The organism is Kribbella sp. NPDC050470 (genome assembly GCF_044458365.1).
Classification (GTDB): domain Bacteria; phylum Actinomycetota; class Actinomycetes; order Propionibacteriales; family Kribbellaceae; genus Kribbella.
The window spans coordinates 349,870-374,986 of record NZ_JBITHV010000006.1; the positions used below are offsets into that span (position 1 = coordinate 349,870).

Sequence of the window (25,117 nt, forward strand, 5' to 3'; positions counted from 1 at the left end):
CGCCCCCACCTGAGGAGTCCCCTATGCGACGACTTCTGCCGGCCTTGCTCGCCCTGCTCAGCCTCGCCGCCTTCCTGTCCCCGCCGGTCCACGCAGCCACCACCGCCGCCGTCTTCCCGGCCCAGATCATCGGGGAGGACTTCCCGGATCCGGACGTGTTCGAGAAGAACGGCATCTGGTACGCCTACTCGACCAACAACGGCCGCGGCCACGTCCCGGTCGCGACCGCCCCGAGCGCGAACGGGCCCTGGACGATCCGCGGCGACGCGATGCCGGGCGGACCGTCGTCCGGCTGGGCACAGACCGGCCGCACCTGGGCTCCCGACGTCTTCCCGAACCCGGACGGCTCCTACACCCTGACCTACACCGCTTGGCACAAGCTGTCCGGCCGGCAGTGCATCGGCGTCGCCACCGGATCCTCGCCGCTCGGGCCGTTCGCCCCGGTCGGCAGCCAGCCGCTGATCTGCCCGCTCGAAATCGGCGGCGCGATCGACGCGAACACGTTCGTCGCGAACGACGGCATCCGCTACCTGCTCTGGAAGAACGACGGGAACGCGATCGGCCAGCCGTCGACCCTGTGGCTGACGCGTACGGCGAACAACGGCACGACCCTGGTCGGCGGCAACTCGGCGCTGCTCACCTCGGGCGGGGTGATCGAGGCGCCCGATCTGGTCCAGCGCGGCAGCCAGTTCGTCCTGTTCTACTCCAGCGGCGGCTACACCGACTGCAACTACCTGACGTCGTACGCGACGGCTCCTAGCCTGAGCGGGCCGTGGACGACGGCCTTCCGGCCGCTGATGACGACCGGGACGTTCGACAACCACATCTGTGGTCCGGGTGGCGCGGACTTCGTCGGCGACAAGGTGTTCGTGCACGGATGGGTCGGCGGGTCGCGGCACCTGTACGTCGCCGATCTCGGGTACGCCAACGACTACCCGGTGGTCCGCGGCAGCCGGGTCCGGTACGAGGCGGAGCGCGGGACGCTGAACCACTGCGTGGTCCGGTCGAACGCGGCCGGGGCTTCGGACGGGAAGGTGGTCGCGTACATCGACTACGCCGACTCGTGGGTTGAGAACACCGTGTTCGCTCCGGTTGCGGGCAGTTACTCCCTGCATGTCGGGTACGCGAACGGCTCCGGCGCCACCGCGAGTCACGGGCTTGTTGTCAATGGCAACAGCCAGGGTTCGGTGAGCTACCCGGTGACCGGCTGGGACAACTGGCGGCAGAGCTCGGTCTCCATCACCCTGAACGCCGGCTGGAACACCATCCGCCTCACCAAGGGCGACTTGTACGCCGAGGTGGACTACCTGGAAGTGCAGTGAAGACGCCACCTTCGGCGGCGGAGAGGGAGGGGAAGTCGACTACCTGGAGGTTCAGTGACGGGTCAGGGATGGCCCGGGAACCACCCCCTGGTTGCGTGGCGTGATGCGGCTGGACTGGACCATGGCTCGTAGGCTCGGTACAGCACAGCGGCAGCGACGGGGAGTACTACCAGGAGATGGCGAAACCACCAGAGCAGGTGTCCGGTGACCGGCGTCGGCGACGACCGGTCTGGCTGGACCTCGGCCGTCGTACCGGCCGGGGCCTGCAGGCGATGCTGTTCGGCGGCCTGGCCTCGCTGATCTCGCTGGTCATCACGTTCTGGACGCTGCCGCAGATCAGCAGCGACGGTAGTGTGCCGATCCTGCGGCTGGTCGTGCTGCTGGCCGTGTTCAGCATGCTGATGCGCTGGGTGCTGGCCGGGATCGCGATCCTGATCGGCTCGATCGGCGTCCTGGTCGGCGGGCTGCTGTCCCAGTTCGGCGTCGTCTACCTCGGCATCACCGTCGACCCCGGCGTCAACCTGCACGGCGGAGTCGAGGCGGCGCTGCTGGTCGCGATCGTGATGTCCTCGGTCAGCGCGTTCGTCGGCTGGGTCGCGTACGCCGGCAGTGACGACGCGTACGTCGCCGAGGTGATGCGGGTCGTGCACCGCCGGGCCCGCAAGCTCACGCCGGCGCCGAAGACCGGGATGCTGATCATCCAGATCGACGGCCTGTCCGCGCCGCTGCTGAACTGGATGGTGCTGGCCGGCAACCTGCCGAACCTGGGCGGCTGGATCCGGGACGGCAAGCACTCGCTGGTCGGCTGGCACACCGGTGTGCCGTCGACCACCCCGGCCAGCCAGGCCGGCATCCTGCACGGCGGCTCCCAGCAGATCCCGGCGTTCCGGTGGTACGAGAAGGACTCCGCCCGGGTGATCGTGACCAACCGCGGCCGAGACGCCGCCGAGCTCGAGGCCCGGATGTCGACCGGTCGCGGCCTGCTCGCCGATGGCGGGGTCAGCATCAGCAACAACTGGTCCGGCGACGCGGACCGGTGTGAGCTGGTGTTCAGCCGCGCCTCGCTGCCGAGCCACCGCAGCCGCGGGTATGTCCGCTTCTTCTCCAGCCCGCAGGGTGCCGCCCGCGGCCTGGTGCTGTGCGTCGCCGAGATCGTCAAGGAGCTCCACCAGGCCCGGCGCCAGCGGGCGCGGCACCTGGTCCCGCGGGTCAAGCGCGGCAGCCCCTACATCTTCCTGCGCGCGATCACCAACGTCCTCCTTCGCGACCTGAACGTCTCGCTGATCACCGACGAGCTGGTGAAGGGCACCCCGGTCATCTACTGCGACTTCGTCGACTACGACGAGGTCGCCCACCACGCCGGCCCGACCCGCGCGGAGTCGCTGCAGACCCTCGAAGGCCTGGACCGCGTCCTCGGTGCGTTGCAGCGGATCATCGACACCCTGCCGCACTCGTACGAGATCGTGGTCCTGTCCGACCACGGCCAGAGCCAGGGCTCGACCTTCTTCCAGCGCTACGGCCGGACGCTCACCGAGGTGGTCGACGATCTGGTCGACACCACCAAGGAGCCGGTGGCCGCGGTCGGCAAGGCCGAGGGCTGGGGTCCGGTGAACGCGTTCCTGACCGAGCTCAGCCTGCGCCGCAGTGTGGCTGGATCGGTCACCCGGAAGGCACTCCACGGCAAGGCCAGGGGCGGCGAGGTGGAACTCGGCCCGAAGGACTGCGAGCCGCAGATCGCCGCTGACGAGCAGGTGGTGGTCACGTCGTCGGGCAACCTGGCCCTGATCTACCTGGCGACCACACCCGGCCGGGTGCCGCTGGAGGAGATCGAGCTACTGCACCCGAAGCTGATTCCCGGGCTGGCGACCCACCCGGGCGTCGGGTTCGTCGTGGTCGACTCGCTCGCCGAGGGGCCGGTCGCGATCGGCCGAGCCGGGGTGCACGTACTGCGGAGCGGCCGGATCGAGGGTGAGGACCCGTTGACGCCGTACGGGCCGTTCGCGATCGCGTCGATGCTGCGGCAGGCCGAGATGCCGCACAACGGGGACATCGTGGTGATCAGCCGGCTGGACGACTACACCCACGAGGTGGCCGCGTTCGAGGAACTGGTCGGGTCCCACGGCGGCATCGGCGGCTGGCAGACCGAGGCGGTGCTGGTGCACCCGAGCCGTTGGGAAGTCGACGAACCTCCCGTAGGCTCCGACGCGGTCCACGCACTGCTGATCAGCTGGCTCGAGCACCTCGGCCACCGCAAGGACCTCCGGGAGCCAGTCGAGTCGAAGGTGGAGGCCTGAAGCGTGCGGATCACCTGGTGGGGGCACGCCACCACCACGATCGAGGAGAACGGCACGCGCCTGCTCACCGATCCCGTGCTCACGTCGCGGATCGCGCACCTGCGCCGCCGCCGCGGTCCGGCCCCGCTGCCCGCCGCCGCCGAGTGCGACGCTGTACTGATCTCGCACATGCATGCCGACCACCTGCACCTGTCGTCGATCTCGATGGTTGCGCCCGGCGCCGCGCTGGTTGTGCCACGAGGTACGGCCCGGCTGATCCAGCAGGACTTCGGTACGGCGATGGCGGACCGCTGCATCGAAGTTGCCCCGGGCAATCAGGTGCGGATCGGCGCGCTCGACATCACCGCGATCACCGCTCACCATGACGGCCGGCGGCTGCCGTGGTCGTCGTACAGCGGGCCGGCTCTCGGCTTCCGGGTCGAGGGGTCGCCGAGTGTGTGGTTCGCCGGGGACACCGATCTGTTCGACGAGCTCGGGGCGGAGGCCGGTCCGGTCGACATGGCGCTGGTGCCGGTCGGCGGGTGGGGGCCGTCGCTCGGTCCGGGCCACCTGGATCCGGTTCGCGCGGCGGAGGCGGTTCGCCGGGTGCAGGCGCGGGCGGCGATCCCGGTCCACTTCGGGACGTTCTGGCCGATCGGGTGCGACTGGCTGAAGCCCGAGCTGTTCCTGCCGCCGGGTGACCGGTTCAAGGCTGCGATGGCCGAGCTCGACCCGGCGGTGGCGGTACAGATCCTGGTGCCGGGGGAGTCGACTGAGGTGGTGGCGCCGTGAGCGGCGAGCCTCGGTTCGATCTTTGGTACCTCTTTGCGCTCGCGGGTGCGGTGCTGCTGGGCGCCGTACTGCCGGTGCTGCCGACTGGGGCGGCTGTGTCGACGGGCGCCGTACTGGCGTCGCACCACAATCCGATCGGGTTGGTCGGCGTACTGATTGCGGGTGCGGTCGGGGCGTATGTCGGGGACCTGATCGTGTACGCCGGGTGCCGGTTCGGCGGGGAGCGGTTGGCGAAACGAGTCGGCTGGTTGCGGGACAACGCATCACTCGACGCGCTGCGGGTCCGGCTGGCCGAGCACGAGATCGGGGTGCTGCTGACCTCGCGGTTGATCCCGGGTGGACGGGTGCCGGTGCTGCTCGCAGCCGGGCTCGCCGGGTACCCCTGGGAGCGGTTCGCGGTGGTCGACCTGACCGCCTCGTCGCTGTGGGCGGCGGTCTACATGGCGATCGGCCTGCTCGGGTACGCGCTGTTCGACGAGCCGTGGCAAGGCGTGGTCGCGGCGATCGTGCTGGTCATCCTGACGACCGTGGTGAGCAGCTTGGTCCAGCGATGGCGGCGGAAGAAGCGCGCCTCACACTCCGAATGACGCGGTGCGGATCCGCTCGACCGTCTCCGCATCGCCATCCAGCTGTACGTCGGCCACCTGCTGCCGGCCGAAGCAGAACATCACCAGCTCGGACGGCTCGCCCGTCACGGTGACCGAACCCAGCTCGGTCGGCTTCTTCGCGACCGTCGTCGACCCGTCCGGCAGTCGCAGGATCAGCCCGCTCGGCGCCTTCCGCGTCATCGACTTCGCGGCCAGCCGGACCGCCTTCCACAGTCCGGCCTGCTGTCCGCCCGGCAGCGTTCGGATGTCGTACGACGGCTGGGCCCGGCGCACGTCCTCGTGGTGGACGAAGTACTCGGTGAAGTTCAGCTGGGGACCGAACTTCGGCACCGCGTAGATCGACACCTTCGGCGGGCCGTTGCGAACCTTGTCGACCACCTCGCTGAAGCTGTACCGCGCCTTGGCCCGGGCCATCCGCTTCTCGGTGGTGTCCGAAAGCGCCGGAATCATGATCCCCGGACCGGCCATCGGATCGGCCTCCCGGACGTAGAGGTGTACCGCCAGGTCGTAGGTGTCCCACCCCTCACACAGCGTGGGCTGATCAGGCCCGAGCTGGTCGAAGAGGTCACACAGAGCAAGACGTTCCACCCGGCTGTAGTCGGTCACAACTCGATCGTAGTTGCGCCACCTGATCCCCGCTTCTTCTCCTCCCTCCGCCTCGGCGGTGGAGGAAGAAAATCCGGGAGGAAGGAGTTTGGAATGGCAGAATGTCAAACGTTGTCATGACTGTGCCTGGTTGATGCACCTGATTGCCCTGGAGCGTGTTGCCCGTGCCGCCGAAAGTCCCCGACAAGGGCAGCGTCACCCGGAGGGGCTTCGCGGTCCTGAAGGTTGCGATCTGGGAGGAGCCGTGGATCTTCGCCCTGTCCGTGCTGGCCAGCATGCTGTACGGCGCGATGACGGTGGCGGACGGCTGGGCGCTCGGCTGGGCCACCGACAACGTGATCCGGCCGGCCCTGGAGCGCGGTGACACCACCTTCGGCGCGATCGCGTCGCTCGTCTCGCTGTTCCTCGGGATCGCGATCCTGCGCGCGATCGGTGTGGTCGGCCGCCGGATCGGCGCCGGCGTGATGCAGTTCCGGCTGCAGGCGACGTGGCGTCGCCGCGTCACCCGGCAGTACCTGAAGCTCCCGCTCGAGTGGCACCACAAGCACCCGACCGGGATGCTGCTGTCGAACGCGAACGCCGACGTGGAGTCGATCTGGTTCGTGATCGCGCCGCTGCCGATGGCGATCGGCGTACTCGCGATGCTCGCGTTCGCGACGGTCGCGATGTTCATGGCCGACGTCTGGCTGGCGCTGGTCGGCTGCCTGGTCTTCCCACTGGTGTTCCTGGCGAACGTGATCTTCCAGCGCTACCTGCAGCCGCTCGCGACCCGCGCCCAGCAGTTGCGCGCGGACGTGTCCGAGGTCGCGCACGAGTCGTTCGACGGCGCCCTGGTGGTGAAGACGCTGGGCCGGGAAGCCGCCGAGACCGAGCGCTTCCGCGCCCCGACGTACGCGCTGCGCGACGCGAACATCGCGGTCAACAAGGCTCGCGGTGTGTTCGACCCGGTGATCGACGGCCTGCCCCGGCTGGGTGTGCTCGCGGTGCTGCTGGTCGGCGTCGGCCGGGTGCAGTCCGGCGCCGCCGACCCGGGTGACGTGGTGCAGGTCGCGTTCCTGTTCACGCTGATCGGCTTCCCGATCCGGGCGCTCGGCTGGGTGCTCGGCGAGCTTCCACGCTCGGTCGTCGGCTGGGACCGGGTCCAGCGGGTCCTGGTCGCCGAGGGCGGCATGGAGTACGGCGACCAGCGGCTGACGTCGGCCAAGCCGGCGCGGCTCGAGGTGTCCGGCGTGCGGTTCGGTTACCTGCCCGAGCGGGACGTGCTGTCCGGAGTGGACTTCACCGTCCGGCCCGGCCGGACGGTCGCGATGGTCGGCCCGACCGGCGCCGGGAAGTCGACGATGACCACGTTGCTGACCCGCCTGGTCGACCCGGAGGAGGGCACGGTCAAGGTCGACGGCCTCGACCTGCGCGACCTCGCCCGCGACGAGCTGGCCGGCTCGGTCGCGCTGGTGGCGCAGACCGCGTTCCTGTTCGACGACACGATCCGCGGCAACATCACGCTCGGCGGCGACTACAGCGACGAGGACGTCTGGGACGCGCTGCGGATCGCCCAGGGCGACGGCTTCGTGAAGAGCCTGCCGGAGGGCCTCGACACCAAGGTCGGCGAGCGCGGGACGACCCTGTCCGGTGGCCAACGGCAACGAATCGCCCTGGCCCGGGCCCTGGTACGGCGACCCCGGCTGCTGATCCTGGACGACGCGACCAGCGCGGTCGACCCCCAGGTCGAGGCGCGGATCCTGGCCGGGTTGCGGTCCGCGGTCCAGGACTCCGAGGCCGCCACGACGGTCCTGGTGATCGCGTACCGGAAGGCGACGATCTCGCTCGCCGACGAGGTGGTGTTCCTCGACGAGGGCCGGATCGCCGCCCACGGGACGCACGCCGAGCTGCAGCAGCAGTCGGCCGCCTACCGCGAGCTGGTCGACGCCTACGAGAAGGACGCGGTCCGCCGCCAGGAAGAGGCGGAGCTGGCTGCCGAGATAGACGACCTCGACGCGGAAGGAGCGTCCGCGTGAGCGAGCGGAGCGAGTTGACCATCGAGCACAATGCGCCTCGTGCCTCAGCCGCGCCCGGAGCGAAGCGAGGACGCGGATGAGTTCGGCGGAGACGACCAGGCTGGACCACGCCGACGATGCGGGCGGTCTGGAGACACTGCGGCAGGGAATGCGAGTCTCGCCTGAGTTGGCTCAGGGGTGGTGGGTCACCGGGCTGCTCGCGCTGCTGATGACGGCCGGGCGGATCGTCGTACCGATCGCTGTCCAGCAGACGATCGACAAGGGACTGTCCGGTCCGGGCGGGCCGGACATGTCGTACGTGGCGTGGATGTGCGTGGTCTGTACGGGCGGCATCCTGGTCACCGCGGTGGCGTCGTACCTGACGACGGTGCGGCTCGCGGTCAACTCCGAGCACGGTCTGGCGACGATGCGGATCAAGGCGTTCCGGCATGTGCATGACCTGCCGGTGCTGACGCAGAGCACCGAGCGGCGCGGCGCGCTGGTCAGCCGGGTCACGTCGGACGTGGACACGGTGTCGCAGTTCCTGCAGTTCGGCGGGTTCATCTTCCTGGTCAGCATCGGGCAGATGCTGCTCGCGACCGTGGTGATGTTCGTCTACTCCTGGCAGCTCGCGCTGGTCGTGCTGGTCTGCTTCATCCCGCTGTTCGCCAGCCTGAAGTACCTGCAGCGGCTGATGTCCGCGGCGTACGGCGTGGTCCGGGCGAAGGTCGGCGACATGCTGTCCGCGATCGCCGAGCCGGTGGTCGGGGCGCAGGTGGTCCGCGCGTACGCGATCGAGCAGCGCACCCAGGAGCGGATCGACGCCTCCATCGAGGACTACCGCCGTACGGCGACCAAGGCGCAGGCGATCACCGGCCTGACCTTCTCGATCGGCGGACTCGCCGCCGGTCTGGCCAACGCCGGCGTGCTGACCGCCGGGGTGCTGCTCGGGGTCGACGGGCAGGCGACGCTGGGCGAGATCCTCGCGTTCATGTTCCTGGTGGCGCTCTTCTCGGACCCGGTGCAGATCGCGACGCAGGTGCTGACGGACGCGCAGAGCGCGTTCGCCGGCTGGCGGCGGGTGCTCGGTGTGATCGCGACGCCGGCCGACGTGGTCGACCCGGGGGACAAGGGCGTCGTGCAGGCGCGGGGGCCGATCTCGGTCGAGTTCGCCGACGTGGACTTCGCGTACCCGGAGGGCGAGCTGGTGCTGCGGGATGTCGACGTACGGCTGGAACCGCATCGGCGGGTCGCGGTGGTGGGGGAGACCGGGTCGGGGAAGACGACGTTTGCGAAGCTGCTGACCCGGTTGATGGACCCGTCGTCGGGCGCCGTACTGCTGGACGGGGTGGACGCGCGGGAGATCTCGTTCGCGTCGCTGCGGGAGCGGGTCGTGATGGTGCCGCAGGACGGGTACCTGTTCGACGCGTCATTGGCCGAGAACGTGCGCTTCGGCCGGCCCGAGGTGACGGACGCGCAGCTGCTGGACGCGTTCGAGTCGCTCGGCCTGACGGACTGGCTGGAGTCGCTGCCCGACGGGCTGGAGTCGCCGGTTGGTCAGCGCGGAGAGTCACTGTCGGCCGGTGAGCGGCAACTGGTCGCGTTGGTACGGGCGAACATCGCCGACCCCGACCTGCTGGTCCTCGACGAGGCAACGTCGGCGGTCGACCCCGGGACCGAGGTCCGGGTGAACGCGGCGCTGGAGCGGCTGATGGCCGGCCGGACGTCGGTGACCATTGCGCACCGGCTGTCGACGGCAGAGGCCGCGGACGAGGTGCTGGTCTTCGACAACGGCGAGATCGTCGAGCGCGGCCCGCACGCCGACCTGGTCGGCGCCGGTGGCGTCTACACCCGGCTGCACGACAGCTGGATCGCCCAACGCAACGCTCTGTAAACGTACGACGGCCGGGACCAAGGAAAGGGGCCGGTCCCGGCCGTCGACTTCACGCGATCGACTAAGGTCGCGCCTGCCGATCCCGCGCCTACTGCGCGGCACTCGGCACGGCACCTCGCCGCACTGGCCCGAAGGCCACGATGCTCCGCATCGAGACCTCCGCTCCAGCACGCCGATGCACCGCACCGAGCACCTGCTCGCTACGGCGCGGGATCGACAGCCACGACCTAGGGAGTCGGGGCGGCACCGTTCTCCCGTCCGGTCCCCGGCTGGGGTACCAGCAGGAACTCGACGCCGCCCTTGTCGTCGACCGCCGCGTCCAGGATCTTGTCGTCAAGGGCGTTCGCGGCGTTCTGCTCGAGGAACACCCGAGCTCCGGCCTCCTCGACCACCTGGTCACCCGGGCGCGGCGCCTCCGTGGTCGTCACCGCCAGCGCGGGGTTGGCCGGGTCCTCCTGCGAGATCCGCACTCCGGCGCCATCCGGCGCACCCTCGACTCCCGTGATGCTCTTGATCACCAGAGTCGCGTTCTCGGTCAGCGTCAGCACAACTACTCCAACCTCTCGATGTCACTGAGCCCGCCCCGTGCCCGATCCGCCACAGCCCAAACACCCACCTTGAGAAGCCACCAACCACAATTCGCGCCCGAGAGTGGTCGGTGGCTTCTCAAGGTGCTTCAGGCAGCGGGCAGCCAGTGGGCGGGGTCGGGGGCTCGCCAGGTGGGAGGGGGAGTCGGGCGGGATCGGCCGCGGTGGAAGGCGGCGCGGAGGCGGGCGGGCAGATCCGAGTGTCGATCGATCGCGTCCTCCCAGCCGAAGTGCACGAGCTCGATGCCTCTGTCGCTCAGCCGTTGGTCGCGGCGGTGGCCGGCGCGCAGCAGGCGACGGCGCTCCTCGGCGCTGCTGCCGTCGTACTTCGCGAGGCCGTCGGCCTCTCCGACGGTCCGGTACTGCGGCCACCAGAAGTCGACGCGTTCAGGCATCCAGCGGACCCCGTCCCAGAACTGCGCCTGGAGCACGGGTGTGGGGATCCCCGCCGCGGCGAAGAGCCCTCGCGCGATCGACTCCAGCGCCGACTCCGATCTCGGATCGCCGAATGCGAGCGTCGTCCGTGCCCTCCGGACGCCGGTCCATCGCTGCTGTCGTTCGAGGACAGCTTCGCACTCGGCGACCGGCGTACCGGTCCGTAGCGCGTGGTCGACCGTCACGATTGCCTCGCGAAGAGGCAACTCCCGCGCGAGGTCGACGACGGTTCGCGCCGCAGTGGTGACCACCAGCCCGTCGTGCCGGCGCAGATCGGCCAGCGTCAGGCCGGCCCGCCGTACGACGATGTCCGGGCGCCGCTGATTCCGCTTGGCCGCCGGAGACCTCGTCAGCCACACCGCGTCCGCCGGAGGCGCGGACCGACGCCTGATGTCCGTCCAGGTACGAAGGCCGGCGATCTGAGCGGCGCTGAAATGACTCACGACCGAGCCGCGGTGCATCGCTTGCGCACAGGCGATCCTCGCGAGCACCTGATCCACCCGTCCGTCGAGGTAGTGCCCATGGTGGTGCTGGAGAGCTTGCCTGCGGAGGAGCCGCCGTACGTCGGCATCCCGCAGTCCGAGCGCGAGCAGCGTCCGCCGACGCTGCGGGGTGCGGACCATCGCCATCAGCTGCTCGCGAACCACATCCTCGAGTCGATCCACCACCCCACCCTCCCCCTTCCCCTCGCCACCTCGCCCCTCCAATTCCCCACCGCTGTGGATGGGACCTTGAGAACCCATCGACCACAAATCGCCTTCGGAAATGATCGGTGGGTTCTCAAGGTCGCGTCCGGAAACCCGGGTGCGGGCGGGAGGTGGGGTGGTGTGGGATGGGGGGATGGCGATTGTGATGGGTAGGCCGGGGGTTGGGGGGCTTGGTGGTGTGGTGGGGGTGTTGCGGGAGTGGCAGGTTGATGGGGCGCCGATGCAGTTGCATCCGGGGGACCTGGGGTGGTTCTGGCGGTTCGGGGGTGAGCGGACGGCGGCGGCTGTGCGGACGTGGAGCCGGGATGGCGAGCTGGTAGCGGTCGGGATGCTGGACGATCCCGAGCTGTTGCGGCTCGCGATCGCGCCGGAGCTTCAGCGTGACGACGAGTTGGCGCAGCGGGTCGCCGAGGACGTGTCGTTGCCGGAGCGCGACGTACTGATCGAGGGCAAGCTGTACGTCGAGGCGCCGGTCGGATCGCTCGTCCTCGAGTTGCTGCACAAGGACGGCTGGGATTTCGACGACCCGTGGGTCCCGCTGCGGCGTGACCTCAGCTCGCCGGTGCCCGATCCGGGCGTTCGCGTCGAGGTGGTCGGGCCGGAGCAAGCGGCTGAGCGGACCGCGGTCCAGCGGGCATCGTTCGACGGGTCCACGTTCACTGACGAGCGCTGGCACGCGATGGCGGCGGGTGCGCCGTACGCCGATGCGCAGTGTCTGATTGCCCGCAACGAGCAGGGTGAGGCGGTCGCCGGCGCGACGGTCTGGTCGGCCGGTGCGGGCAAGCCCGGGCTGCTCGAGCCGATGGGTGTGCACCGAGCACACCGCGGCCGCGGCTACGGCGAGGCGATCACGCTCGCGGCAGCCCGCGCACTGCAGGAGCTGGGCTCGTCCAGCGCGACCGTCGCCACGCCGGCCTTCAACGTGGGCGCGGTCGCGACCTACCGATCAGCCGGCTTCGAGCAACTCGCCGACAAGCGGGACGTCTTCCGGAAGGGCTAGCGCGCGGCGTCGTCCGCGGCCCGGAGCACGCGGAGGATATTGCCTCCGGCAAGTTTTGCGAGCTCGGTGTCGTTCCAGCCGCGATCCGCCAGCGCCTGGAACAGCACCGGGTACGACGCCACGTCCGGCAGCTCGTCGGGGAACTCCGGGCAGCCGTCGTAGTCGCCGCCGATGCCGATGTGGTCGACACCGGCGATCCCGCGCACGTGCTCGATGTGCTCCACCACGTCGTCCAGCGTGACCGCCGGCTTCGGGACGTCGTACACCTCGGACAGCTTGGCCTGGTCGTCCGGCCGGAGCGGGTTCAGGTCCGGCACGGCTTCCTTGGCGGCCGCGATCCAGTCGACGTACCGCTGCGACACGAAGGCCGGCACGAACGTGACCATGCACACGCCGTCGTTGCGCGCGAGCGTCTCCAGGACGTCGTCGGGCACGTTCCGCGGTACGTCGCACACCGCCCGCGCGGACGAGTGGCTGAAGATCACCGGCGCGCTCGTCACCCGGAGTGCGTGCCGCATGGTGTCCGCGGACACGTGTGAGAGGTCGACCAGCATGCCGATCCGGTTCATCTCCCGGACCACCTGCTCGCCGAAGTCGTTCAGCCCGCCGAGCACCGGCTCGTCGGTGGCCGAGTCCGCCCACGACACGTTGTTGTTGTGCGTCAACGTCAGGTAGCGGACACCGAGCTCACGCATCACCCGCAGCACGGCGAGCGACTCACCGATCGAGTGACCGCCCTCCATCCCCATCAGCGACGCGATCCGGCCGGCCTTGATCGCCGCCTCCACGTCGGCCGCCGAGGACGTCAGCTCGAGGTCCGCCGGGAACCGCTGCACGAGTCGCCGGACGAAGTCGAGCTGCTCGAACGTACGCCGTACGGCGTGCTTGTCCTGCGGCACCCACAGCGACCAGAACTGGGCGCCGACGTGGCCTCGGCGCAACCGCGGCAGGTCGGTGTGCAGCTGTGGGACCGGGCCGCTCAGGTCGTGCGCGTCCAGGTCGTAGCCGCAGAGCTCGTGGAAGGCGATCGGCAGGTCGTTGTGACCGTCGACCACCGGGTGCTCGCGGAGCAGATCCGTGATTCTCGGCATCGGGCCATCCTCGCAGTTCCGGACCGTGGTCAGAAGGCCACCCGGCATCGGGGACAATAGGCGGGTGAGTATCGACGAGCTGACCTTCGACGCGGCCGGGCTGATCCCGGCAGTGGTACAGCAGTACGACACGCGTGAGGTCCTGATGGTGGGCTGGATGGACGCCGAGGCGGTACGCCGTACCGTGGAGACCAAGCGGAGCACGTTCTGGTCCCGCAGCCGGCAGGAGTACTGGGTCAAGGGCGAGACCAGCGGCCATCATCAGCACGTCAAGCAGATCCTCGTCGACTGCGACGCCGACACCCTGCTGGTCCTGGTCGACCAGGAGGGTCCGGCCTGCCACACCGGGACGCGGAACTGCTTCGAGCACGGCGAGATCGAGGTCAAGCCGTGACTGTGCTTTTGGCCGGGCCTTCGGCGCCGGCAGGGCCATGGGGCTTTGACTCCCGGCCTTCCCTCGTCCCTCCGGTCGCTTCGCTCCCTCCACTCCTCAGTCCAGGCCGGGAGGCCCCATGACCGACGCCAACCCGGTGATCGAGACCTTCCGCGAGTACGCCAAGGACCGTCGGGTGATCCCGGTGACGCGGCGGCTGCTCGCGGACGCCGAGACGCCGATCGGGGTGTACGGCAAGCTCGCCGCCGAGCGCGAAGGCACCTTCCTGCTGGAGTCGGCCGAGAACGGCGGTGTCTGGTCGCGCTACTCGTTCATCGGCGTCCGGTCCGCCGCGACGCTGACCGAGCGCGACGGCCAGGCCGTCTGGACCGGCAACCCGCCGGTCGGCCTGCCGGACCACGGTGACCCGCTGCAGGCGCTCCGCGAGACGGTCGAGATCCTCCACACGCCCCGACTGCCCGGTCTGCCTCCGCTGACCGGCGGCATGGTCGGCTTCCTCGGGTACGACGCGGTCCGCCGGCTGGAGCGGTTGCCGGACACAACGACCGACGATCTCGGCCTGCCCGAGCTGACGTTCCTGTTCGCCACCGACCTGGCCGTGCTCGACCACGAGACCGGCGAGATCTGGCTGATCGCGAACGCGGTGAACTGGGACGACTCCGACGAGCGCGTCGACGAGGCCTACGCGGACGCGGTCCGCCGGCTGGACGCGATGGAGGCCGACCTGGCCCGGCCGACCCCGTCGTACGTCGTCCGCGCCGACCGGGCCGCGGAGCCCGAGCCGCACCGGCAGCGGTCGAGCGCGGAGTACCGGCAGGCGGTCGAGCACGCCAAGGAGGAGATCCGGGCCGGCGAGGCGTTCCAGATCGTCGTGTCGCAGCGGTTCGAGCTGCAGACCTCCGCGAGCGCGCTGGACATCTACCGCGTGCTCCGCCGGTCGAACCCGAGCCCGTACATGTACCTGGTCCGCCTGGACGGGTTCGACATCGTCGGATCCAGCCCGGAGGCGCTGGTCAAGGTCACCGAGAACAAGGTGATCCTGCACCCGATCGCCGGCACCCGCCGCCGCGGTGCCACGCCGGAGGAGGACCACGCACTGGAGGAGGAGCTGCGGGCCGACGCCAAGGAGCGGGCCGAGCACCTGATGCTGGTCGACCTCGGCCGCAACGACGTCGGCCGGGTCTGCGCGCCGGGCACCGTCGAGGTCGTCGACTTCATGGACGTCCGGCGCTACAGCCACGTCATGCACCTGGAGTCGACGGTCACCGGGCAGCTGGCGGCCGGCAAGACCGCGTTCGACGCGCTGACCGCCGCCTTCCCGGCCGGAACGTTGTCCGGGGCCCCGAAGCCGCGGGCGATGGAGATCATCGACAAGCTCGAGGTGACCCGGCGCGGCGTGTACGGCGGTGTCGTCGGCTACCTCGACTTCGCCGGTGACGCCGACACCGCGATCGCGATCCGGACCGCGGTGCTGCGCGGCACGACGGCGTACGTGCAGGCCGGTGCGGGCATCGTGGCCGACTCCGACCCGGCCGCGGAGGACGCGGAGTGCCGGACCAAGGCGGCCGCCGTGCTCAATGCGATCGCAGTCGCAGGAACCTTCAGTGATGTCTGATGCGATCGCAGCGACTCGTTGACCTCTGCACCCTCGCGGCGCTGGCTCTGCTCGCGTTGTCGGCGTACCTGACCTGGTCGTCGGCCGACCCGGGCAGCGGGCGCCCGGTGGTGGACTTCAACGGCTACACGGTCACCAAGGCGCCAGTGACGCTCGCCTTGGCCTCTGTGGTCGCCGTGGTCGTCATGAAACTCGCCGGTACGGCGCTACGCCGCGTGCTGGGCGCGCTCGTCCTGCTGATGGGGATCGCCGCGATCGGTGTCGCCCTGCAGGTGCGGCCGGACACGGACGAGCTGAGCCGGATCCGGCCCGAGCTGAGCCAGGCGGTCACCGACAGCGTCGTGCTGAGCAACGGAGTTGCGCCCTGGTTCGCGCTGGCGGGAGGAGTCGCGTTGGTCGCTGCCGGGCTGATCGCGGTGCTGACAGCGCATCGCTGGCGGCGTGCTACGGACCGGTACGAGCGTGATCCGGCGGCGAGTGGGGCCGGTCACGGAGCGGATCAGTGGAAGGCGATCGACGCGGGGGAGGACCCGACTCTCTGATCGCGGCGGGCTACCGCCACAATAGGACGGGACGACGACGAGGAGTGGCGCCAACCATGGACAATACGATGGCAGATCAAGGGGCGGACCAACCGGTGACGCCGGTGAGCGAGGAGGCTCACGACCTGCACGGCAACAGCCCGGCGGCCTGGACCGCCGTGACCATCGTGCTGATCGCTTTCACGCTGGGCGCCATCGCGATGGTGCTCGGGCCGAACTGGCTGCTGTTCTGGATCTCGGTCGGGATCGCCGTGCTCGGCGCGCTGACCGGCAAGGTGATGCAGCTGCTGGGCTTCGGTGTCCCGGCCGACGGCCACCACTGAGGAGACCACGAACATGACTGTGCTTGACGACATCCTCGCCGGGGTCCGGGAGGACCTCGCGGAGCGCCAGGCGCGGGTCAGCCTGGACGATCTCAAGCTGGAGGCGCAGCGCAAGCCGGACGCCAAGGACCCGATGCCGATCTTCCGCGGCGACGGGATCGCGATCATCGCCGAGGTGAAGCGCTCCAGCCCGTCCAAGGGCGAGCTGGCCGAGATCACCGACCCGGCTGCGCTGGCGGGGGAGTACGAGGAGGGCGGCGCGGCCGCGATCTCGGTGCTCACCGAGCAGCGCCGGTTCAACGGCAGCCTGGACGACCTGCGGGCGGTCCGCGGCCGGGTCGACGTACCCGTGCTGCGCAAGGACTTCATCGTCTCCTCCTACCAGCTCTGGGAGGCCCGCGCGGCCGGCGCCGACATGGTGCTGCTGATCGTCGCGGCGCTCGAGCAGGAGGCGCTGGTCTCGCTGATCGAGCGGGCCCAGTCGATCGGGTTGTGCCCGCTGGTCGAGGTGCACGACGAGGAGGAGACCCGGCGTGCGGTGGACGCCGGAGCTCAGCTGATCGGCGTGAACAACCGGAACCTGAAGACCCTCGAGGTCGACCGGGACACCTTCGCCCGGATCGCGCCGACGATCCCGTCGCAGCTGATCCGGGTGGCGGAGTCCGGGGTCCGCGGTCCGCATGATGTAATCGAGTTCGCGCGCGCCGGGGCCGATGTCGTCCTCGTCGGTGAAACCCTGGTGACCGGCCGCGATCCCCGCGCCTCGGTCGCCGACCTGGTCGCTGCCGGATCGCACCCCGCCATTCAGCAGCGCCACTAGTACCCCAGCCGCAGGCCGGCCGGGCAGATCACCCCGTGCCTGCGGGCGACGGGTCTTCGGAAGGCAGTTTTACGGATGACAACTGTGCTGCCCGACCAGTTCGGGCACTTCGGCCGTTTCGGCGGCAGGTTCATGCCGGAGGCGCTGATCGCGCCGCTCGACGAGCTCACCACGGCGTGGCGGGAGGCGATGGCCGACCCGGCGTTCACCGGTGAGTTCGAGCGGATGCTGAACCAGTACATCGGCGCCCCGAGCCTGCTGTACGACGCGACCCGGTTGTCGGACGTGGCCGGTGCCCGGATCCTGCTGAAGCGCGAGGACCTGAACCACACCGGCGCGCACAAGATCCGGAACGCGATCGGCCAGGCGCTGCTCACCAAGCGGATGGGCAAGACCCGGGTGATCGCGGAGACCGGCGCCGGCCAGCACGGTGTCGCGACCGCGACCGCCTGCGCATACCTGGACCTCGAGTGCGTGGTCTACATGGGCGAGGTGGACACCGAGCGGCAGGCGCTGAACGTGGCCCGGATGAAGCTGCTCGGCGCCGAGGTGATCTCGGTCAAGACCGGCAGCCGGACCCTGAAGGACGCGATCAACGAGGCGCTGCGGGACTGGGTCGCCAGCGTCGACAAGACGCACTACATCCTCGGCACGGCGGCCGGTTCGCACCCGTTCCCGGCGATGGTCCGCGACTTCGTCCGCGGGATCGGCGACGAGGCGCGGGCGCAGTCGCTCGAGCTGCTCGGCAAGCTTCCGGACGCCGCGGTCGCCTCGGTCGGCGGCGGCTCGAACGCGATCGGCCTGTTCGCAGCGTTCATCCCGGACGAGGACGTGAAGCTGTACGGCATCGAGCCCGGCGGCGAAGGCTTCGACACCGGCCGGCACGCGGCCACGATCAGTGCCGGGCAGGTCGGCGTACTGCACGGCGCCCGGTCGTTCCTGCTGCAGGACGAGGACGGCCAGACGATCGAGTCGCACTCGATCTCGGCCGGGCTGGACTACCCGGGCGTCGGGCCGGAGCACGCGTGGCTGGCCGAGACCGGCCGGGCGACGTACCGGCCGATCACCGACGCCGAGGCGATGGACGCGTTCCGGCTGCTGTCCCGGACCGAGGGCATCATCCCGGCGATCGAGTCCGCGCACGCGGTTGCCGGCGCGCTCGACATCGCGAAGGAGCTCGGGCCGGAGGCAACCATTCTGGTGAACCTGTCCGGCCGCGGCGACAAGGACATGGACACGGCCGCCTCCTGGTTCGGCCTGGCCGGCAAGGAGACCGGACGTGAGTGAGCTCGTTGCCCTCGGCAAGGCCGGGGTCGCGGTCCGGAAGGCGAACGACGCCGGCCGCGGCGCCCTGGTCGGGTACCTGCCGGCCGGTTACCCGACGTACGACGGTGCGTTGGACGGCTTGAAGGCGCTGGTCGACGGCGGCGCCGACGTACTCGAGCTCGGCCTGCCGTACAGCGACCCGGTGATGGACGGCGTCACCATCCAGCGCGCCACCGAGATCGCGCTCGCCGCGGGCCTGCGGACCCGGGACGTGCTGAGCACGGTAGAGAAGATCGCGGCGTACTCCGACGTCCCAGTGCTCGTGATGACGTACTGGAACCCGATCGAGCGGTACGGCGTGGACCGGTTCGCGGCCGACTTCGCCAGCGCCGGGGGAGCGGGGCTGATCACGCCCGACCTGATCCCGGACGAGGGCGCGGAGTGGATCGCCGCGGCGGACAAGCACGAGCTGGACAAGGTGTTCCTGGTCTCGCCGTCGTCCACCGACGAGCGGATCGCGATGACGACGGCCGCCTGCCGCGGCTTCGTCTACGCAACGGCTGTGATGGGCGTCACCGGTGCGCGGGACAAGCCGTCGGAGCTCGCGGCGCCGCTGGTGGCCCGGGTGAAAGCGGCGACCGAGGTACCGGTCGGCGTCGGCCTCGGGATCTCGAACGGTGACCAGGCGGCCGGGGTGGCGGCGTTCGCGGACGCGGCGATCATCGGCGCGGCGCTCGTCAAGGCGCTCGGGGACGGCGGCCCGGCCGCCGTCCGCGCACTCACCGAGGACCTGGCAGCGGGTGTCCGACGGGAACCCCGCGCGGCCGCCGGTCGTTGAACACGCCGTGAGTCGAACCAGGAACGCGGCCCTTCTGCTCGCCGCGGTGGCTCTGCTCGCCCTCACGGGCTGCAGCGGCGGCAAGGACAAGGAACAGGCCGACAACCCCGGTGGCGCGGTCATCCGCACCACCCAGGACCCGAACGGGTTGCGCGGGGCGACGCTGGACCGGCCGTACGCGATGCCCGCGCAGACCCTGACCGACACCGGCGGCAACCCGTTCAACCTGGTCACCTCGACCAAGAAGCCGGTCACGCTGGTGTTCTTCGGCTACACCAACTGCCCGGACGTCTGCCCGACCGTGATGGCCGACGTGGCGTCCGCGCTGACCAAGCTGGACGAGTCGGTGCGGGACCAGGTGCAGGTGCTGTTCATCACCACCGACCCGTCCCGTGACACCGGCCCGGTGATGCGCAAGTACCTGGACCGTTTCGACCCGGCCTTCGTGGGGCTGACCGGGTCGCTGACCGAGATCAAGAACATCGCCAAGGCCGTCGGCGTACCGGTGGAAGGCATGAAGAAGCTGCCGTCCGGCGGCTACGAGGTCGGCCACGGTGCGCAGGTGCTCGGTTTCGGGAAGACCGACAAGGCGAGCGTGCTGTGGTTGTCGAACGCCGCCATCGGCGACCTCGCCCACGACTTCGGGAAGCTGGTGGAGGACAACCAGTGACGGCCCCTTCAACTTCTTCTTCTTTCCGTGCGAAGCACCGGTCCTGGTTTCCGTGGGTTTCGCTGGCGGCGCGGCTGGTGCTCGGCGGTGTGATGCTGGTGGCCGGCGCGTTGAAGGTGACCGATCCGGAGACCGCGTCCCAGGCGGTCCGCGCGTACGAGCTGCTGCCGGAGGCGCTGGTCGCCCCGATCGGGTGGGGACTGCCGTTCCTGGAGATCGCGATCGGGTTGCTGTTGATCGTCGGTTTCGGTGTCCGCGCCGCGGCGGTCGCCGCGGGTGTTTTCATGGTCGTGTTCATTGCCGCGGTGGCCTCCGCCTGGGCGCGCGGCCTGGCGATCGACTGCGGCTGCTTCGGTGGCGGCGGGCAGGTCGCCCCGGGTGACACGAAGTACCTGCAGGAGATCCTGCGGGACGTCGGCCTGCTGCTGCTGGCAGCCTGGCTGTGGTTGAACCCGGTGAGTAAGTTCGCCCTCGAGTCCGATCCGCACACACCCCCGACAGGAGCCCCGGCGTCGTGAGCAAGACCAAAACCCCCGTGAACCCGCTGCTGCAGCAGAAGAAGCGGTGGATCTCGCCCGGGATCGTCGTGGTGATCGTGCTGGTGCTCGCCCTGGCCGGCGGTGTCGGCGTGCAGTACTGGCGCAGCCACTCGAAGGTCGAGGTGAGCTCGAACGGCCGCCCCGAGCCGGCCGTGATCCAGGGCCCGGGCACGTCCGGCAAGGGCGTCACCGTCGGCACGGAAGGCGCCAAGGCGCACATCGACATCTACCTGGACTTCCGCTGCCCGCACTGTGCGGAGTTCCATGAGGAGACCGGCGCGACCGTCGACAAGCTGGTGCAGGACGGCACCGCGACGCTGACCTACTGGCCGCTGACCTTCGTGAACCCGGACGCCTCGCCGCGGCTGGCCAACGCGTTCGCCGCCGCGGCCGCGAACGGCAAGGCGCTGAGCTACGCCGACGAGCTGTACGCCGACTTCTCGAAGTCGTGGACCACCGACCAGCTGATCGAGCTGGGCAAGCAGCTGGGCCTGGACGACGCGAAGTTCGAGCAGGCGGTCCGGGACAACAGCTACGCCGGCTGGCTCGACACCGTCTCCAAGGCCGCCGACGACCGCGGCGTGACCGGGACGCCGACCGTCTACGTCAACGACAAGCAGCTGGACGCCGACAACCTGACCGCCGAGGGCCTGCAGAAGGCCGTCGACGAGGCCGCGGCGGCCGGCTGAGGCTCACGCACCGAGTCCCCATCGTGACCCCGGGTTCCTGGCCGCGGTGGGGACGGTCGAGTAGCGTTCCTGCTTGCCATGATTACTATGCCGTCTAGTCTGATCTCCGCCGTGATGGTTCCGGCGTCCATTCCCAGCCCGAGCCAGGGTGTCTGGCATCTCGGTCCGCTGCCGATCCGCGCGTACGCGCTGTGCATCCTGGCCGGCATCTTCGCCGGCTACTGGCTCGGCCGCCGCCGGTGGGTCGCCCGCGGCGGTTCGCCGACGGTGCTCGCCGACATCATGTTCTGGGCCATCCCGTTCGGGCTGGTCGGCTCCCGGATCTACCACGTGATCACCGACGCCGAGCTGTACTTCGGCGCCGGCAAGAGCCCGATCGACGCGCTGAAGATCTGGAACGGCGGGCTCGGCATCTGGGGTGCGATCGGGTTCGGCGCGCTCGGCGCCTGGATCGCCTGCCGGCGGGCCAAGGTGCCGTTCCTGGCGGTCGCCGACGCGATGGCGCCCGGGCTCGCGCTGGCCCAGATCTTCGGGCGGTTCGGCAACTACTTCAACCAGGAGCTGTTCGGGAAGCCCACCGACCTGCCGTGGGGCCTGCAGATCGACCCCGCGCACCGGCCCGAGGGGTACGCCGACTTCGCCACCTTCCACCCGACGTTCCTGTACGAAGCGCTCTGGAACGTCGGCGTGATCGCGCTGATCATCCTGGCCGGCCGGCGCTTCACCCTCGGCCACGGCCGCGCGTTCTTCCTGTACGTCGCCGCCTACACCGCCGGCCGCGCCTGGATCGAGAACATGCGCATCGACACCGTCAACCACTTCCTCGGCCTCCGGCTGAACGTCTGGACCTCGTTCGTCCTGTTCGTGCTGGCGGTGGTCGCCTTCGCGATCAGCGCCGTCAAGTACCCCGGCCAGGAAGACATCTCCACCGGCCCCGCCGCCGGCCAGCCCACCGAGGACGCCGAGTCGACGGACTTGACCGACGAACCGGAAAACGGCACAACGCCGGTCGACACCACCGAACCCACCGGGTCGTCGGAGCACGACGCGGCTACCTCCGCAGCTCCCGAGCGGAGCTCGGAAGGCTCCGCCGAGGCAGGGCCGGCTGCCGAGGCCACCAGGCAGCCGGCGGAGTCGAGCAACGGATCAGATGGGGCTCGTGACTGACGGTCCTGCAGTTTCTCCCGAGCATCGCGGCGACCACACCCACCGGGATGTGAACGGCGGCTGGCTACGACCCGCCGTCTTCGGAGCAATGGACGGCCTGGTCTCGAACTTCGCCCTGATCGCCGGCATGGACGGCGGCACCGAGTCCGGCTCGCATTTCATCGTGCTGGCCGGACTCGCGGGCCTGGCCGCGGGCGCGTTCTCGATGGCGGCGGGGGAGTACACCTCCGTCGCCTCGCAACGCGAGCTCGCCCGGGCCGAGATCGAGCTGGAGCGCAAGGAGATCCAGCGGCACCCTCTCGACGAGGAGATCGAGCTCGCCGAGACCTACCGCGCGAAGGGCCTCGACCCGGACCTGGCCAGCAAGGTCGCCAAGCAGTTCCACACCGACCCGGACCAGGCCCTCGAGGAGCACGTCCGCGAAGAGCTCGGCATCGATCCGCACGACCTGCCGAACCCACTCGTCGCGGCCGCGACGTCGTTCATCTGCTTCGCGGTCGGCGCGTTCATCCCGCTGCTGCCGTACCTCCTCGGCGCCGGCAGCGTCGTACCCGCTCTGGTCCTGTCGCTGAGCGCCCTGTTCATCTGCGGCGCGGTCGTCTCCCGCGTCACGTCCCGCTCCTGGTGGTACTCCGGCCTCCGCCAACTGATCCTCGGCGGCCTGGCCGCAGCCCTCACCTACTTCGTCGGCACCCTCGTCGGCCCGGGCATCGGCTAGGCCCTGAACAATCCGCTGTAGGCGTTCAGCGCGGGCTGGCCGCCGAGGTGGGCGTAGAGGACGTTGGAGTCGTTGGCGATCTCGCCGTTCCGGATCAGGTCGATCAGGCCGGCCATCGACTTCCCCTCGTAGACCGGGTCGATGATCATCCCCTCGAGCTCCCCGGTCAGCCGGATCGCGTCCAGGGTGGATTGCACCGGGACGCCGTACAGGTCGCCGGCCCAGCCCTCGAGGACGACGATCTCGTCGTCGCGTAGGTCCCGGCCGAGCCCGATCAGCTCCGCGGTCGCGCGGGCGATCCGGGCGACCTGGTCGTGGGTCTCCTTGAGCTTGGCGCTGGCGTCGATGCCGATCACCCGTCGCGGCCGGTCCTGTCCAGCGAAGCCGGCGATCATCCCGGCCTGGGTCGACCCGGTCACCGCGCACACCACGATCGTGTCGAAGAAGACGCCGAGCTCGCGCTCCTGCTGCTCGACCTCGTAGGCCCACTGCGCGAACCCGAGCCCGCCGAGCCGGTGGTCCGACGCACCCGCGGGGATGGCGTACGGCGTGCCGCCCCGAGCCTCGACGTCCGCCAGCGCCTGCTTCCAGCTGTCCTTGAACCCGATCCCGAAGCCGGCCGGGTCGAGCCGGACCTCCGCGCCCATGATCCGGCTGAGCAGGATGTTGCCGACCCGGTCGTTGAGCGCGTCCGGCCAGTCCACCCAGTTCTCCTGGACCAGCACCGCCTTCAGGCCCACCTTCGCGGCGACTGCGGCGACCTGCCGGGTGTGGTTGGACTGGTAGCCACCGATCGACACCAGCGTGTCCGCGCCCTGCGCGAGCGCGTCCGGGATGAGGTACTCCAGCTTCCGCGTCTTGTTCCCGCCGTACGCGAGCCCCGAGTTGCAGTCCTCCCGCTTCGCCCACACCCGCGCCCCACCCAGATGCGCACTCAACCGATCCAGCGGATGCACCGGACTCGGCCCGAACAACAACGGATACCGCGGAAAGTCACCTAATGGCATGTGCCCCTCCAAATCTCGACCCCACGGCCCCATCTTCGCCCAGACCCCCGCACTACGGGAGCGCGAATCGGGGCTGTGGCCGGGATATGGAGTCGGGGCGTGTGCTTCGGGCTTGGAATCGGGGCAGGAGTTGCGAGTGTGAACACCATCTGGTGGGGTCGCACAGTAAATAGCCTGTTCACGGCCCCCCGGTCCGCATCTCGGGCAGTCGGCCTTCCGGCTTCGCCTGGGCGTCGAGTTGTGAAATCTGGTCTGGATTTCCGGCCCAGCCGAGCCATTCCCCACAACTCGATGCACCCGGGTGGATGGGGCGGGGATGCGCGGAGGATCACGCGATGATGCGGGCGGCCTCCTCGATGACGGGGAGCAGCTGCTCAAACGTGTCGAGGTGATGCCGGGGGGCTGGCCGGGTCAGCGACCACGCGGCTCGCGACACGCCCGTGTACGCCGCCACCAGGACGGCCCCACGTCGTACGGCGTCCAGGTCGCCACCCTGAGCGGCCAGCAGCTCGTCCAGTGGTGTGTCGACGGCCAGCAGCAGGTAGCCGAGGTGGAAGCCGGCTGGGCTGAGGCCGAACTGCTCCCAGTCGATAGCCAGTACGTCATCCCCGGTGCGACCCAGCAGGTTCACCGGATGGACATCGCCGTGGGTTGGCACGCGTGGCAGCGTGTCCAGCACGTCCAGTGCGGCGGCACGTCGTACCCACAAGGCATCAGTCGCCGGGTGGCGGGGGAGGGCCGACCAGCCGCCTCGTCGTTCTACGGTCGTCAGACGGTCTCGCAGTACGTTCCGCGCATCCCACGAGGGCTCTGCCACCTTCCCGCGCGCAAACCGGCCTGGAGCGCCTGCCAGAGCCTCTCCAGACCACACGACAGGCTCCACGCGGGCCATGCGCAGGGTGATGCCGCTCGCGTCCTGCTCGACGCCCAGACACACGGGTGAACGGAGACCCGGGGTGCTGGCGACGACACCGGACGAGGCGACCAGCGCCTGGCGTCGCCAGTAGCCGTGGTGCCTGGGGTCCTCCACGCCGGGCACGAGGCGCTTGACCACCTGACCGTCACCGGTGAGCCAGACACCACCGGTCGCCTGGACGGTGCCGGTTGTCAGCGGACGCCATGAACGAGAGGGCTGCCAGGTCATGGGCATGGCTTACCAGCGCCGGGCTGTCTCAGTAGGTGAATTTTGGGGGTGGTGGGTGGTTCGGGCCCGGGGTTGT

General features: G+C 69.9%; 25 protein-coding genes. 19 read left to right on the forward strand and 6 right to left on the reverse strand.

Features of this window, described 5'->3' with window-relative positions; genetic code table 11:
- Positions 1-23 precede the first annotated feature (23 nt).
- From ACIBGM_RS19775 to ACIBGM_RS19790, 4 genes are all read left to right on the forward strand, one after another.
- A complete protein-coding gene (locus ACIBGM_RS19775; protein WP_396386372.1) occupies positions 24-1,322 on the forward strand; it encodes a family 43 glycosylhydrolase in 1,299 nt (432 codons plus the stop codon).
- A gap of 176 nt (positions 1,323-1,498) precedes the next feature.
- Entirely contained in the window at positions 1,499-3,616 is a 2,118-nt protein-coding gene (locus ACIBGM_RS19780; protein ID WP_396386373.1) for an alkaline phosphatase family protein, read from the forward strand.
- A 3-nt stretch (positions 3,617-3,619) separates the two neighbouring features.
- Entirely contained in the window at positions 3,620-4,387 is a 768-nt protein-coding gene (locus ACIBGM_RS19785) for an MBL fold metallo-hydrolase (RefSeq protein WP_396386374.1), read from the forward strand.
- Positions 4,384-4,974, forward strand: coding sequence for a VTT domain-containing protein (locus ACIBGM_RS19790; RefSeq protein ID WP_360522170.1), 591 nt, complete (start codon positions 4,384-4,386; stop codon positions 4,972-4,974). The genes ACIBGM_RS19785 and ACIBGM_RS19790 overlap by 4 nt, the downstream gene beginning before the upstream one ends.
- Here ACIBGM_RS19790 and ACIBGM_RS19795 read toward each other — a convergent pair.
- The gene (locus ACIBGM_RS19795; protein WP_396386375.1) at positions 4,960-5,601 is read right to left on the reverse strand and encodes a TIGR03085 family metal-binding protein; all 642 of its coding nucleotides are present in this window, start codon (positions 5,599-5,601) and stop codon (positions 4,960-4,962) included. The genes ACIBGM_RS19790 and ACIBGM_RS19795 overlap by 15 nt on opposite strands.
- A gap of 164 nt (positions 5,602-5,765) precedes the next feature.
- Between ACIBGM_RS19795 and ACIBGM_RS19800 the strand changes: the two genes are divergently transcribed.
- Together ACIBGM_RS19800 and ACIBGM_RS19805 are read left to right on the forward strand one after the other, a co-directional pair.
- Positions 5,766-7,616, forward strand: a complete 1,851-nt coding sequence (locus ACIBGM_RS19800) for an ABC transporter ATP-binding protein (RefSeq protein WP_360522164.1) — start codon at positions 5,766-5,768, stop codon at positions 7,614-7,616.
- Between the two features lie 76 nt (positions 7,617-7,692).
- Positions 7,693-9,489: an ABC transporter ATP-binding protein gene (locus ACIBGM_RS19805; protein WP_360522161.1), complete on the forward strand. Its 1,797-nt coding sequence runs from the start codon at positions 7,693-7,695 to the stop codon at positions 9,487-9,489.
- A gap of 227 nt (positions 9,490-9,716) precedes the next feature.
- Here ACIBGM_RS19805 and ACIBGM_RS19810 read toward each other — a convergent pair whose 3' ends face one another.
- Complete coding sequence (locus ACIBGM_RS19810) at positions 9,717-10,037, reverse strand: Fe-S cluster assembly protein HesB (RefSeq protein WP_360522158.1); 321 nt, start codon at positions 10,035-10,037, stop codon at positions 9,717-9,719.
- A 128-nt stretch (positions 10,038-10,165) separates the two neighbouring features.
- A complete protein-coding gene (locus tag ACIBGM_RS19815) occupies positions 10,166-11,176 on the reverse strand; it encodes a hypothetical protein (protein ID WP_396386376.1) in 1,011 nt (336 codons plus the stop codon).
- 262 nt (positions 11,177-11,438) lie between these two features.
- Here ACIBGM_RS19815 and ACIBGM_RS19820 point away from each other — a divergent pair, with 262 nt between their 5' ends.
- On the forward strand, positions 11,439-12,218 hold the full coding sequence (locus ACIBGM_RS19820; protein ID WP_396386377.1) for a GNAT family N-acetyltransferase: 780 nt from the start codon (positions 11,439-11,441) through the stop codon (positions 12,216-12,218).
- Here the strand turns inward: ACIBGM_RS19820 and ACIBGM_RS19825 are convergent.
- Positions 12,215-13,309 (reverse strand): dipeptidase, encoded by a 1,095-nt coding sequence (locus ACIBGM_RS19825; protein WP_396386378.1) that lies wholly within the window; start codon positions 13,307-13,309, stop codon positions 12,215-12,217. The two genes, ACIBGM_RS19820 and ACIBGM_RS19825, sit on opposite strands and share 4 nt — an antisense overlap.
- A 64-nt stretch (positions 13,310-13,373) precedes the next feature.
- Here ACIBGM_RS19825 and hisI point away from each other — a divergent pair, with 64 nt between their 5' ends.
- The 12 genes from hisI (at position 13,374) to ACIBGM_RS19885 (ending at position 22,890) form a co-directional block, all read left to right on the forward strand.
- On the forward strand, positions 13,374-13,703 hold the full coding sequence (gene hisI, locus ACIBGM_RS19830; protein ID WP_396386379.1) for a phosphoribosyl-AMP cyclohydrolase: 330 nt from the start codon (positions 13,374-13,376) through the stop codon (positions 13,701-13,703).
- A 118-nt stretch (positions 13,704-13,821) separates the two neighbouring features.
- Complete coding sequence (locus ACIBGM_RS19835; protein ID WP_360522146.1) at positions 13,822-15,318, forward strand: anthranilate synthase component I; 1,497 nt, start codon at positions 13,822-13,824, stop codon at positions 15,316-15,318.
- On the forward strand, positions 15,318-15,860 hold the full coding sequence (locus ACIBGM_RS19840; RefSeq protein ID WP_360522143.1) for a Trp biosynthesis-associated membrane protein: 543 nt from the start codon (positions 15,318-15,320) through the stop codon (positions 15,858-15,860). Before ACIBGM_RS19835 ends, ACIBGM_RS19840 begins: the two co-directional genes overlap by 1 nt.
- Positions 15,861-15,928: 68 nt before the next feature.
- On the forward strand, positions 15,929-16,183 hold the full coding sequence (locus ACIBGM_RS19845; RefSeq protein ID WP_360522140.1) for an HGxxPAAW family protein: 255 nt from the start codon (positions 15,929-15,931) through the stop codon (positions 16,181-16,183).
- Between the two features lie 13 nt (positions 16,184-16,196).
- Positions 16,197-17,003 carry an indole-3-glycerol phosphate synthase TrpC gene (trpC, locus tag ACIBGM_RS19850; protein WP_360522137.1) on the forward strand — a complete coding sequence of 269 codons (807 nt, stop codon included), beginning with the start codon at positions 16,197-16,199 and terminating at the stop codon, positions 17,001-17,003.
- 75 nt (positions 17,004-17,078) lie between these two features.
- Positions 17,079-18,290, forward strand: a complete 1,212-nt coding sequence (gene trpB / locus ACIBGM_RS19855; RefSeq protein WP_396386380.1) for a tryptophan synthase subunit beta — start codon at positions 17,079-17,081, stop codon at positions 18,288-18,290.
- Complete coding sequence (gene trpA, locus ACIBGM_RS19860) at positions 18,283-19,107, forward strand: tryptophan synthase subunit alpha (protein WP_396386381.1); 825 nt, start codon at positions 18,283-18,285, stop codon at positions 19,105-19,107. Before trpB ends, trpA begins: the two co-directional genes overlap by 8 nt.
- A gap of 7 nt (positions 19,108-19,114) precedes the next feature.
- Positions 19,115-19,777, forward strand: a complete 663-nt coding sequence (locus ACIBGM_RS19865; RefSeq protein WP_396386382.1) for an SCO family protein — start codon at positions 19,115-19,117, stop codon at positions 19,775-19,777.
- The gene (locus ACIBGM_RS19870; protein WP_360522125.1) at positions 19,774-20,295 is read left to right on the forward strand and encodes a MauE/DoxX family redox-associated membrane protein; all 522 of its coding nucleotides are present in this window, start codon (positions 19,774-19,776) and stop codon (positions 20,293-20,295) included. The genes ACIBGM_RS19865 and ACIBGM_RS19870 overlap by 4 nt, the downstream gene beginning before the upstream one ends.
- Positions 20,292-21,005 (forward strand): thioredoxin domain-containing protein, encoded by a 714-nt coding sequence (locus ACIBGM_RS19875; RefSeq protein ID WP_360522122.1) that lies wholly within the window; start codon positions 20,292-20,294, stop codon positions 21,003-21,005. Before ACIBGM_RS19870 ends, ACIBGM_RS19875 begins: the two co-directional genes overlap by 4 nt.
- 87 nt (positions 21,006-21,092) lie before the next feature.
- Complete coding sequence (lgt, locus tag ACIBGM_RS19880) at positions 21,093-22,172, forward strand: prolipoprotein diacylglyceryl transferase (RefSeq protein WP_396386383.1); 1,080 nt, start codon at positions 21,093-21,095, stop codon at positions 22,170-22,172.
- On the forward strand, positions 22,165-22,890 hold the full coding sequence (locus tag ACIBGM_RS19885) for a VIT1/CCC1 transporter family protein (protein ID WP_360522116.1): 726 nt from the start codon (positions 22,165-22,167) through the stop codon (positions 22,888-22,890). The genes lgt and ACIBGM_RS19885 overlap by 8 nt, the downstream gene beginning before the upstream one ends.
- Here the strand turns inward: ACIBGM_RS19885 and ACIBGM_RS19890 are convergent.
- Both ACIBGM_RS19890 and ACIBGM_RS19895 read right to left on the reverse strand, forming a co-directional pair.
- On the reverse strand, positions 22,887-23,897 hold the full coding sequence (locus tag ACIBGM_RS19890) for a 1-aminocyclopropane-1-carboxylate deaminase (RefSeq protein WP_396386384.1): 1,011 nt from the start codon (positions 23,895-23,897) through the stop codon (positions 22,887-22,889). The two genes, ACIBGM_RS19885 and ACIBGM_RS19890, sit on opposite strands and share 4 nt — an antisense overlap.
- A gap of 328 nt (positions 23,898-24,225) precedes the next feature.
- A complete protein-coding gene (locus ACIBGM_RS19895) occupies positions 24,226-25,041 on the reverse strand; it encodes a phosphotransferase (RefSeq protein WP_360522110.1) in 816 nt (271 codons plus the stop codon).
- Positions 25,042-25,117 lie beyond the last annotated feature (76 nt).

Bases quoted from the DNA above. Each gene is read 5' to 3' on its own strand.
- ACIBGM_RS19775 (WP_396386372.1), top strand. From the start codon at position 24: ATGCGACGACTTCTGCCGGCCTTGCTCGCCCTGCTCAGCCTCGCCGCC.
- ACIBGM_RS19780 (WP_396386373.1), top strand. From the start codon at position 1,499: ATGGCGAAACCACCAGAGCAGGTGTCCGGTGACCGGCGTCGGCGACGA.
- ACIBGM_RS19805 (WP_360522161.1), top strand. From the start codon at position 7,693: ATGAGTTCGGCGGAGACGACCAGGCTGGACCACGCCGACGATGCGGGC.
- ACIBGM_RS19820 (WP_396386377.1), top strand. From the start codon at position 11,439: ATGCAGTTGCATCCGGGGGACCTGGGGTGGTTCTGGCGGTTCGGGGGT.
- ACIBGM_RS19825 (WP_396386378.1), bottom strand. From the start codon at position 13,309: ATGCCGAGAATCACGGATCTGCTCCGCGAGCACCCGGTGGTCGACGGT.
- ACIBGM_RS19835 (WP_360522146.1), top strand. From the start codon at position 13,822: ATGACCGACGCCAACCCGGTGATCGAGACCTTCCGCGAGTACGCCAAG.
- ACIBGM_RS19840 (WP_360522143.1), top strand. From the start codon at position 15,318: ATGCGATCGCAGCGACTCGTTGACCTCTGCACCCTCGCGGCGCTGGCT.
- ACIBGM_RS19845 (WP_360522140.1), top strand. From the start codon at position 15,929: ATGGCAGATCAAGGGGCGGACCAACCGGTGACGCCGGTGAGCGAGGAG.
- trpC (WP_360522137.1), top strand. From the start codon at position 16,197: ATGACTGTGCTTGACGACATCCTCGCCGGGGTCCGGGAGGACCTCGCG.
- trpB (WP_396386380.1), top strand. From the start codon at position 17,079: ATGACAACTGTGCTGCCCGACCAGTTCGGGCACTTCGGCCGTTTCGGC.
- lgt (WP_396386383.1), top strand. From the start codon at position 21,093: ATGCCGTCTAGTCTGATCTCCGCCGTGATGGTTCCGGCGTCCATTCCC.
- ACIBGM_RS19890 (WP_396386384.1), bottom strand. From the start codon at position 23,897: ATGCCATTAGGTGACTTTCCGCGGTATCCGTTGTTGTTCGGGCCGAGT.
- ACIBGM_RS19895 (WP_360522110.1), bottom strand. From the start codon at position 25,041: ATGACCTGGCAGCCCTCTCGTTCATGGCGTCCGCTGACAACCGGCACC.